This window comes from uncultured Cellulomonas sp., from assembly GCF_947494015.1.
Taxonomy (GTDB): domain Bacteria; phylum Actinomycetota; class Actinomycetes; order Actinomycetales; family Cellulomonadaceae; genus Pengzhenrongella.
Window position 1 is genome coordinate 1 of sequence record NZ_CANLTL010000029.1, and the last position, 10,251, is coordinate 10,251.

Genomic DNA, 10,251 nt, shown 5'->3' on the forward strand with positions numbered 1-10,251 from the left:
GCGAACCCGGCCGGCACCGAGACCGGCACCAGGCAGTACGTGCCCGGGTTCGCCGTCACCGGGAACGACCCGTCCGCACCCGTGCGCATCCGCGAGAACACCGTCGAGCACGACCCGTTGCGGACCTCGACCACCGCACCGGCCACCGGCACCCCCCCACCGGACAGCACCACCGACCCCTGGGACGGCAGCGTGGCCAGCTGGACCCGGACGGCGAACGTCTGGCCGGGCGCGACGGAGAACGGCTGCCGGGCCGGCAGCCCGTAGCCGGGCGGGACGGACACGGCCACGACGCAGTACGAGCCCGGGAAGGCGGTGACCGGGAAGGCGCCGGCGAGCCCGGTCCGCATCCGGGAGAACACCTGCTCGCAGGTGCCGTCGCGGATCTCGAGCTCCGCACCGGGCACCGGCTGGTCACCGATGAGCGCGACCACCTGGCCGGCCTGCGGTGTCGCGGTGTAGTCGTCGCCCAGCTCGGCGGCCCGGGCCCGGATCCGCCCCATGGCCGCGTACCCGGCGTTGCCGGGGCAGGCGGTGAAGCCGACGTCCCGGTGGGCGAAGACGGTGGGCAGCGTGATCCGGGTGCCCGACGGGATCTTGGAGTTCTCCCCGCCGAGGGTGTCGAACGTCGTGGTCCCCTGCGGGTCGAGCCCGTAGGCCGCGAACCGCCAGGCGATCACCCGGGCGACGCTGTCGAGGGTCGCGGTGGACGGCGCCACGGTGGAGTAGTCGCCGATCATCGACACGCCGAGCGTGCCGGTGTTGAACCCTCCGGCGTGCACGCCGACGACCGCCCGGGTCAGGCTGCCCGCACGCCCCTCGTACACGTTGCCCCACTTGTCGACGAGGAAGTTGTAGCCGATGTCGCACCAGCCCCGGGACTCGGTGTGGTACCGCAGGAAGCCCCGGATGGCGGCGCGCGCGTCGGCCGCGCTCGCGTAGGCGTTGGTGGACGCGGTGTGGTGCACGACGGCGCCGCGCAGCTTGGGGGCGACGTCCAGGCGGCACCGCGGCTCGGCGGGAGCGCCCCACTGCGCGCGCGTGACGATCTGGGGGGCCGCGGCGACGGCCTGCGTCGAGCGGGTCGGGTCGGTCGGGACGGCGGCGGTGGAGCTCGCCACGTCCCCGGAGCGTGCGGGCTCCTCGACGCCCGGGTCGATCAGGGACAGCGCGAGCCCGTCCGGCGCGGCGTCGTCGGCGGCGAAGCTGACCTGGACGGCGTCGGCCGACCCGACCCACACCGGGTCGGTGCCCGCGCGCACGCCGCCCGCGGCGTCGGCCGTGCCGGCGTCGGGCACGTCGTCGGCGGGCACCAGCGGGGTCCAGCCCGACCAGCCGGCCTCGGTGCGGGTCCGGAACCGGGCGTCGGGCGCCGCGTCGGCGTCGGCCGCCGACCACGTGAGCCCGACCAGGGCGAACGGCTCGCTCTCGATCACCTCGGTGCGGACCCGGTCCGTGCCCACGCCCAGGTCCGCCGTCACGGCCCGCTCGTCGCCCGACCCGGCGGCCGCCCGCGGCTGCCACGCCGGTCCGGCGACGGCCAGCGGGATCTCGCGGACGAACCCCTGGGACGTGCTCACCGCCCCGTCGGGGGCCGCGGGCGGCTGCCCGCCGGCGGCCGGCACGAGGCCCGGGACGGTGCCCGTGGGCAGCGCGGACAGCAGCCCGACGAGGAGGGAGGGCAGGAGGGATCTGACGATCATCGACGACACCAGGGGGTCCAGGGGACGGGTGGGCGGCCGGGCGCGGGGGGCCGGCGGGTGCCACTCTCGCTCACGACGAGGGCGACCGCGGTGCCCATCGGCCGCGTGGCGGCCATCATGAGACGATCTGGGCCGTGCGGATCACCCTGGACGCGACCCCGTTGCTCGGACCGCGCACCGGGATCGGCCGGTACGTCCACCACCTGCTCGCCGAGCTGCCGGGGGCCCTGGCTCGGCGGGGCGTGGCCGGCGACCTGCGCGCCACCACCTGGACGGCACGCGGCGCCGCGCTGACCCAGCTGCCCGCGGGCGTGCGTCAGGTCGGCCCCCGGGTGCCGGCGCGGGTGCTGCGTGAGCTGTGGCGCCGCACCGACCTGCCGCCGATCGAGGCGCTGGTCGGGCGCACCGACGTCTTCCACGGCACCAACTTCGTCAGCCCGCCCACCCGGCGGGCCCGCGAGGTGCTGACCGTGCACGACCTGACCTACGTCCACCACGCCGGGACCGTGAGCAGCGCCAGCCTGCTGTACCGCGAGCTGGTGCCGCGTGCGCTGCGGCGGGGGGCGGTCGTCGTCACCCCCAGCCGAGCCGTCGCCGATGCCGTCCGGTCCCACTACGCACTGCCCGACGACGCCGTCCACCCCACACCGCTCGGGGTCGACGACGCCTGGTTCGCCGCGCAGCCGCCGTCCGCCCGCCGCCGGGCCGAGCTCGGGCTGCCGGACGACTACCTGCTGTTCGTGGGGTCGCTCGACCCGCGCAAGAACCTGCCGGCGCTGCTGCGCGCCTTCGAGGCGGTCCGGCGGACCACGCCGGACGCCCCCGCGCTGGTCCTGGCCGGACCGGCCGGCCGGGAGACGGCGCTGGCCGCGCAGGACGGGGTCCACCTGACCGGCTGGCTCGCGGACGCCGACCTGCGAGACGTGGTCGCGGGCTGCCGCGCGCTCGTGCTGCCGTCCCTCGACGAGGGCTTCGGCCTGCCGGTCCTCGAGGCCCTCGCGTGCGGGCGTCCGGTGGTCGCCGCCGACATCCCGGCGCTCCGCGAGGTCGCCGGGGACCTCGCCGTGCTGGCCTGCCCCACCGACGACGACGCCCTCGCCGACGCGCTCACCCGGGTGCTGACGGCCCCGGACGGCGACGACGAGCGCGCGCGGCGCCGCGCGCGCGCCCAGACGTTCACCTGGGCCGCGTGCGCCGACCGCACGCTCGACGTGTACGGGGCGGCATGAGCAGCGGCACCGGCGACGGCGACGGCACCGCCGGCCGGGGACCCGGCACGCCGCCGGACGTCACCGTGGTGACGGTGACCTACGACGCCGCCGACCTCGTCGGGGCCTGCCTGGACGGCCTCGCGGGCCAGCGCCTCGGCAAGCGCACGATGGACGTCGTCGTGGTGGACAACGCGTCGTCGGACGGGACGGCCGACCTCGTCGCGGACCGGCACCCGGACGTGCGGCTGGTGCGCTCGCCGGTCAACCGGGGCTTCGCGGGCGGCAACAACCTCGCGCTGCGGGCGCTGACGTCGCGGTACGTGGTGCTGCTGAACAACGACGCGGTGCCCGAGCCCGGGTTCGTCGCCGCGCTCGTCGACGCGATGGACGCCGCCGACCCCGGCGTCGCCGGGCTGACCGCGACCGTCCTGCTGACCGGCCGGTTCCGGCCCGCGACCGCCGACGACCCGGACGGGGCCCGGGTCACGGGCCCGGAGGGGACCTGGGTCCGCGACCCGGACGGTCCGGTCACCCTGGTGAACTCGACCGGCAACGTCGTGCGGCGTGACGGCTACGGGGCGGACCGCGGCTGGCTGGCCGACGCGGCCCGGCACCACCCGCCGCGGGCCGTGTTCGGCTTCTGCGGGGCCGCCGCGGTCCTGCGCACGTCCGCGCTGCGCGACGTCGGCCTGTTCGACGAGGACTTCTTCCTGTACTACGAGGACTCGGACCTGTCGTGGCGCCTGCGGCTGGGCGGGTACCGCATCGAGCACTGCCCGGACGCCGTCGTCCATCACGTCCACGCCGCGTCCACCGGTGAGGGCAGCGCGCTGTTCCGCTTCCACGACGGCCGCAACCGCCTGCTCATGCTGACCAAGGACGCCCGGGCGTCGCTCGCGGTGCGCGCGGTGGGCCGGTACGTGCTCACCACCGCGTCGATCGCGGTGCGCCGCAGCCAGCCGCGCGACCACGTCGTGCTGCGGGTGCGGGTGCTCGCGTCCTACGCGCGGCTGCTGCCCCGGATGCTGCGCCGGCGCCGGGCGATCGGTCGCGCCGCCCGGGCCGGCCGCGGCGACGTGGAGCGGCTGCTCGTCGAGGTCCCGCGCACCGCGATCGGCGGCTACCGGACGTAGCCGGCAGGCCCGCTCGGGCGCGTGCTCGCTCAGCCGGGCGGGCGCCGTCCGGCGAGCCACCCGCGTCCCCGCCGGGCGACCGCGTACAGGCGGCGGGGGCGGTCCAGCAGGCGCAGCGTCACGGTGCCGGTCAGCGCGGCCAGCCCGGCCTCGGCGGCCTCCGCCCGACGGCGCGCCTCCTGCGCCTCGGCGCGGGCGGCCGCGAGCTCCTGCGCGAGCCGCGCCGCCTCGGACACCACCGCCGTCACCGCACCGTCCGCGTCGTCGCGGACGGCGCGCAGCACGTACTGGTAGTCGTACGCGCCGGGCTGGCGGCGCACCCAGTCGACGACGTCGGCCGGCAGCGCACCGGCGTCGACCACCACCTCCGAGCCGAGCGGGTCCACCGTCGTCGGTCGCACGTCCACCGCGACCAGGCCGGCCCGGCGCAGCAGGGCGTCGAGCGAGGACCGGGTGAAGAAGCGCAGGTGGGTGTGGTCGAGCAGACCGGTCTGGCGGTACTCCCAGCGGCCCTGCAGCAGCGCCAGCCGCAGCGAGCCGTGGCCGACGTTGGGGATCGAGACGACCACCGACCCGCCCGGGGCCAGCAGCGTCAACGCCCGGGTGAGGACCTCCGCCGGGTCACGCAGGTGCTCGAGCACGTCCCCGAAGACCAGGACGTCGAACGTCTCCCCCGCGAGCTCCTCGAGCGTCGCGGGCGCCTCGAGGTCCCCCACCACGAGCCGCTCGACGAGGGGGCGCGCCTGCTCGGCGGCGCGCGGGTCGAACTCGACCCCCGACACCCGGTTGCCGCGCTCGGTCAGCGCCTGCGCCAGGTAGCCGGTCGCGCAGCCGAGGTCCAGGACCCGCTTGCCGCCGCCGACGAGCTCCAGCATGAGGCTGTGGCTGTTGTTGGGGGCGGACGGGTCCACCTGTGCGTCGTAGTAGGCCATGAGCTCGCTTCCGTGCTGCCCCCCGCCGCACGTCGCGACGGCCACAGGGCGGTCGCCAGCCTAGGGCGCCGGGGCGCGGCTACGCTCGGGCGGGTCCACCCATGCCCCCCAGGAGGTCACCCGTGCGTCTGCTCGTCACCGGCGGAGCCGGTTTCATCGGCTCCAACTTCGTCCACCAGACGGTCCGCGAGCGCCCCGAGGTGCAGGTGACCGTGCTGGACGCCCTGACGTACGCGGGCGACGAGGCGTCGCTGGCGCCGGTCGCCGACGCGGTGACGCTGGTCCAGGGGGACGTCGCCGACGCCGAGCTGGTCGACCGCCTGGTGGCCGACGCCGACGTCGTGGTGCACTTCGCCGCCGAGTCGCACAACGACAACTCGCTGACGGACCCGTGGCCGTTCGTGCAGACCAACGTGGTGGGCACGTACACGCTGCTCGAGGCGGTGCGCCGGCACGGGGTCCGCTTCCACCACATCTCGACCGACGAGGTCTACGGCGACCTCGAGCTGGACGACCCGGCGAAGTTCACGCCCGAGACGCCGTACAACCCGTCCAGCCCGTACTCCTCCACCAAGGCCGCGAGCGACCTGCTGGTCCGCGCCTGGGTGCGGTCCTTCGGGGTGCAGGCGACGATCTCGAACTGCTCGAACAACTACGGCCCGTACCAGCACGTGGAGAAGTTCATCCCGCGCCAGATCACCAACGTGGTCGACGGCGTGCGCCCCAAGCTGTACGGCACCGGGGAGAACGTCCGCGACTGGATCCACGTCGAGGACCACAACTCCGCGGTGTGGACCATCATCGAGCGCGGCCGGATCGGTGAGACCTACCTCATCGGGGCCGACGGTGAGCAGAACAACAAGGCCGTCGTCGAGCTCATCCTCGAGCTGACCGGTCAGCCGCGGGACGCCTACGACCTGGTCAGCGACCGCCCGGGCCACGACCTGCGCTACGCGATCGACTCGAGCAGGCTCCGCACCGAGCTGGGCTGGGAGCCGCGGTACCCGAGCTTCCGGGACGGCCTGGCAGCGACCATCGAGTGGTACCGGGCCAACGAGGCCTGGTGGCGGCCGCAGAAGGACGCGACCGAGGCCGCGTACGCCAAGCTCGGCCGCTGACCCCGACCGACCCTGCTGCCCGCGGGCCCCGGCCCACGCGCGCCCCGAACCCCCTGGCCGCAGCTCGACACGGCAGATCCCTCACCGGAGCGCCGCAGCGGCCGATCGCAGTCGGCGAGCCCCACCCGACCGTCCGGACCGCGCCGGCCCGACGGGACCGCGCCGCGTGCGGCCTCGCCGACACCCTGGAGTGACCCATGCGCCCTCGTCCCCCGCACCGCCCGGCCCGTGGCCGGCTCCTCGCCGTCGCCGTCGCCGTGCTCGTCGGCATCGGCCCGGCCGGAGCCGCGGCTGCGGACCCGCGCGGCGGGGGCGCCGGTGACGGTGCCGCCGAGCTGTCGGTGGTGGGCACGCTGGAGCAGGTCGCCGTCGACGGCGACGACGAGCACGGGCACGCCGGGGACGGCGGCCTCGTGCTCGACTCGATGGTCGAGGTGGACGGCGTCCTGCACGACCTGCCCGAGAGCGCCCTGGCCGGGACGCGGGGGTTGCGCACCGGGGACCGGATCCGGGTCGCCCTGCGCGCGGAGCGCGGCGCGGACGCCCCCGAGGCGCTGAGGGCGGCCGCCGAGGCCGTGACCGCCGACGCACCGACCGGCCACGCACGGACCGGCGCCGGCCCGGCCGCCGAGGTGCTGAGCGTCACCGCGGTCACCGGACCGGCCGCGTCCACGGCGGCGCCGCCCACGACGCAGGCGACGCCCGCGGTGGGGGCGCACACGCTGACGGTGCTGCCCGTGCACTGGGGACGCGCCGACACGACCCGTGGCGCCCTGGCCGGCGTCGCCGACGCGGTGTCGGCGTACTGGTCGGAGCAGTCCGGCGGACGCCTGACGCTGGCGGCGTCCGTGCGCGACTGGGTCCAGATCGACGACCCGGGCAGCTGCGACACCGCGGCGATCATGCGCTCGGCCCTCGCGGCGCACGGCGTGGGCCGCGGGACCGCGACCGCGCACGTGGCGGTGTACTTCCCGGCACGCGGCGACTGCGGCGGCTGGGCCGGGATGGGCAGCATCGGCGGCGGGCACATCTGGGTCAACGGCGTGCCGACGGTCGACGTGCTGGCCCACGAGATCGGCCACAACCTCGGACTGGGGCACGCGAACACCGCGACCTGCACCACCGGAGCCGTCCGGGTGAGCCTGTCCGCCACCTGCACCGTGAGCCCGTACGCCGACATCGCCGACGTCATGGGCTTCGGGACCGACATGCCCACCGGCAACCTCAACAGCGCCTTCGCCGACCACCTGGGCCTGGCCCGGGTCGCGGAGGTGACCAGCCTGCCGGCGACCGTGGAGATCTCCCGGCTCGCCGACGTCGGCGCGGTCCGTGCGGTCAAGGTCCCGACCGCGCTCGGCCCGGTGTACGTCGACTTCCGTCCCGCCCAGGGCCGCGACGTGCGCCGCCCGGCGTGGGCCGGTGTCCAGGTGCACCGGGTGGTCGGGGACACCTACCCCGAGACCCAGCTGCTCGACATGCGGCCCACCACCTCGTCCCCCTTCACCACGCCGTCGCTCGCGGCGGGCGGGTCGTGGGACCTGCCGGGCACGGGGCAGACCCTCACGGTCACGGCGGTCGGCACCCGCAGCGCGACCGTGTCGCTGCGTGCCACCGGCAGCCCGGTCGGGACCGGCAGCGCCGCGGCGCCCACGCTCGGCCGCGACCTGACCTTCGTGCCGATCACGCCCACCCGCGTGCTCGACACCCGCGACACCGCGACCCCGCTCGGCGACGGCGAGCGGCGCGACGTCGTCGTCGCCGGCACCGGCGGCGTGCCGGCCACGGCCCGCGCCGTCGCGGTGAACCTCACGGCCGTCGGCGCGACGTCGGCCACCCACCTGCGCGCCTGGCCCGCGGGCGGCCCGATGCCCGCCTCGTCGGTGCTGAACACCGACCCGGCCCGCGTGGTGGCCACCGGGGTCATGCTGGGGACCGGGGCCGGCGGGGCGGTCAGCGTGTACAACGACAGCGGCCGCGTCGACCTCCTCGCGGACGTCACGGGCTACTACGTGGCGGCCGGTGGCAGCGGCTTCGAGTCCCTCGCCGGCCCGCAGCGCGTCCTGGACACGCGCACCGTCCAGGGCGGGGCGAGGCCCCTGTCCGACGACGCCGGGCGCACCCTCACGGTCGCCGGGCGCCTCGGCGTGCCCGCGGACGCGACCGCCGTCGTCGTGAACGTCACCTCGGTGGGCGCCGCCGGGGACGGGTACCTCGTGGCCCACCCGGCCGGGACCGGGCGCCCGCTGGCGTCCACGGTGAACCACCTCCCGGGCGGCGTCGCGACCAACCGGGCGACCGTCGCGCTGACCGACGGACGGTTCACCGTGTCGGTCGGCGGCGCCGACGCCCACGTGGTCCTCGACGTCGTGGGGTGGTTCGGGCCGGGCGGGACCGGGCGGTTCACCCCGGTCGCGCCGGTCCGCGCGTTCGACACCCGCCTCACCGACCGTCCGCTCGGGGACGGCGAGGCCCGCACGCTCGACGTGCGCGGTGCCGCCGGTCTGCCCGCCGGCGCCCGCACCGCCGTGATGATGCTCACCGCGACCGGCGCCGGCACCGACACCTACCTGACCGCCTGGGACGGCGGCGCGGCGCCGTCGACGTCCGACCTCAACGTGCGTGCCGAGCGGGACATGTCCAACCTCGCGGTGGTGCGGTGGTCGTCGGGGGGCGAGGTGCGGCTGTACAACGACGCCGGCCGGGTGCACGTGATCGGTGACGTCCTGGGGTACTTCTCCTGACGGCGACGCACGCACACAAACCCTCCACCCGATCGCCCCTGAGGACGCGCGTCGTCCGCGGGACCCCGACCTAGGATCCTGGACGTGCCTTCTCGTCATGCCGCGCGCCCGCGCGTCGCCCGTCATGCCCGTCGACCGGAGTCCCACCGGGTCGCGCGCGGGATCGCGCTCGCCGTGACCGCGGCGCTCGGCTTCGGGTTCGCCGGCACGGCCGCGGCCTACACGCGGCTGCAGACGAACATCGAGTCGGTCGACGTCACGGCCCTGCTCGGCGACGACCGGCCGACGCCGACCGCGACGCCGGACCCGGACGACCCGGCCGCCGGCCAGCCGCTGAACATCCTGCTGATCGGCTCCGACGTGCGTGAGGGCGAGAACGCCGACATCGGTGGCGAGGTGGAGGGCATGCGGTCCGACACCACGATCGTCATGCACGTCTCGGCCGACCGCAGCCGGGTCGAGCTCGTGTCGATCCCGCGCGACACCCTCGTCGACATCCCGGCGTGCATGCGGTCCGACGGCACCACCTCCCGTCCGCAGCGCGGCCAGTTCAACGCCGCCTTCTCGATCGGCTCGGAGAGCGGCGAGGTGTCGGACGCCGCCGTCTGCACGATCCGCACGGTCGAGGAGAACACCGGCGTGTTCATCCACGACTACGTCGTGATCGACTTCGCCGGGTTCATCCGCATGGTCGACGCCCTCGGCGGCGTGCCGATGTGCATCCCGAACGACATGCGGTCCGCCAAGGCCGGGCTCGACCTCACCGCCGGCACCCACGTGCTGGACGGGGCCACGGCCCTGGCCTTCGCGCGGGCACGCACCGGCGAGGGGCTCGGCGACGGGTCGGACATCGGGCGGCTCGGGCGGCAGCAGGAGCTGCTCGGCGCGACGGTGCAGACGGTGCAGTCCAAGAACCTGCTCACCGACGTCCCCGAGCTGCTGCGGTTCCTCAACGCCGCGACGTCGTCGATCACCGTGAGCCCCGACCTGGCGTCCATCCCGGACATGAGCGGCCTCGCCTTCAGCCTGCGCGGCACCCTCAGTGGCAACATCGCGTTCATGACGATCCCCATCGCCGCCGCGCCGTCCGACCCCAACCGGGTCGTCATGACCGCCGACGCCGAGCAGGTGTGGTCGAACATCTCCGCCGACCTGCCCGCGCTGACCCGGCCCGAGCCGGCCGCACCGACGGACGGACCGGCCGACCCGGCGCAGCCGACCCCGGCCGACGAGCCCACGCCCGGCCAGGACGCCATCACCGCCGACGACGTCTCCACCGCCTGTGCCTGAGCGTCCCGGACGACGCGAGCCGGCCCGCCCCTCCGGCGGCAGCCGCGCCCGCGCCGGCGGCTCGGCGCGCCCGGTCGGCGGCCCCGCCGAGCCACCCCGCAGCGGCGCCGGGCCCGACCGCGG

Annotated in this window: 7 protein-coding genes; 5 read left to right on the forward strand and 2 right to left on the reverse strand. The window is 76.1% G+C overall.

Features of this window, described 5'->3' with window-relative positions:
* The coding region (locus tag Q0840_RS18870; RefSeq protein ID WP_298462691.1) for an N-acetylmuramoyl-L-alanine amidase at positions 1-1,703 on the reverse strand (1,703 nt) is incomplete at its 3' end.
* Positions 1,704-1,837: 134 nt separating this feature from the next.
* Between Q0840_RS18870 and Q0840_RS18875 the strand changes: the two genes are divergently transcribed.
* The gene (locus Q0840_RS18875; protein ID WP_298462693.1) at positions 1,838-2,932 is read left to right on the forward strand and encodes a glycosyltransferase family 1 protein; all 1,095 of its coding nucleotides are present in this window, start codon (positions 1,838-1,840) and stop codon (positions 2,930-2,932) included.
* Positions 2,929-4,047 (forward strand): glycosyltransferase family 2 protein, encoded by a 1,119-nt coding sequence (locus tag Q0840_RS18880; RefSeq protein WP_298462697.1) that lies wholly within the window; start codon positions 2,929-2,931, stop codon positions 4,045-4,047. The genes Q0840_RS18875 and Q0840_RS18880 overlap by 4 nt, the downstream gene beginning before the upstream one ends.
* Positions 4,048-4,076: 29 nt before the next feature.
* On the opposite strand, the gene Q0840_RS18885 is transcribed toward Q0840_RS18880, so the two are convergent.
* Positions 4,077-4,979 carry a bifunctional 2-polyprenyl-6-hydroxyphenol methylase/3-demethylubiquinol 3-O-methyltransferase UbiG gene (locus Q0840_RS18885; RefSeq protein ID WP_298462699.1) on the reverse strand — a complete coding sequence of 301 codons (903 nt, stop codon included), beginning with the start codon at positions 4,977-4,979 and terminating at the stop codon, positions 4,077-4,079.
* A gap of 122 nt (positions 4,980-5,101) precedes the next feature.
* On the opposite strand from Q0840_RS18885, the gene rfbB reads away from it, so the two are divergent.
* From rfbB to Q0840_RS18900, 3 genes are all read left to right on the forward strand, one after another.
* A complete protein-coding gene (gene rfbB / locus Q0840_RS18890) occupies positions 5,102-6,097 on the forward strand; it encodes a dTDP-glucose 4,6-dehydratase (RefSeq protein WP_298462701.1) in 996 nt (331 codons plus the stop codon).
* Between the two features lie 197 nt (positions 6,098-6,294).
* Complete coding sequence (locus tag Q0840_RS18895; RefSeq protein WP_298462704.1) at positions 6,295-8,838, forward strand: zinc-dependent metalloprotease family protein; 2,544 nt, start codon at positions 6,295-6,297, stop codon at positions 8,836-8,838.
* Between the two features lie 84 nt (positions 8,839-8,922).
* Positions 8,923-10,128 carry an LCP family protein gene (locus tag Q0840_RS18900; RefSeq protein WP_298462707.1) on the forward strand — a complete coding sequence of 402 codons (1,206 nt, stop codon included), beginning with the start codon at positions 8,923-8,925 and terminating at the stop codon, positions 10,126-10,128.
* The last annotated feature ends 123 nt before the right edge of the window (positions 10,129-10,251 follow it).

Coding starts and splice junctions, on each gene's coding strand:
- Q0840_RS18880 (WP_298462697.1), top strand. CDS start 2,929: ATGAGCAGCGGCACCGGCGACGGCGACGGCACCGCCGGCCGGGGACCC.
- Q0840_RS18885 (WP_298462699.1), bottom strand. CDS start 4,979: ATGGCCTACTACGACGCACAGGTGGACCCGTCCGCCCCCAACAACAGC.
- Q0840_RS18895 (WP_298462704.1), top strand. CDS start 6,295: ATGCGCCCTCGTCCCCCGCACCGCCCGGCCCGTGGCCGGCTCCTCGCC.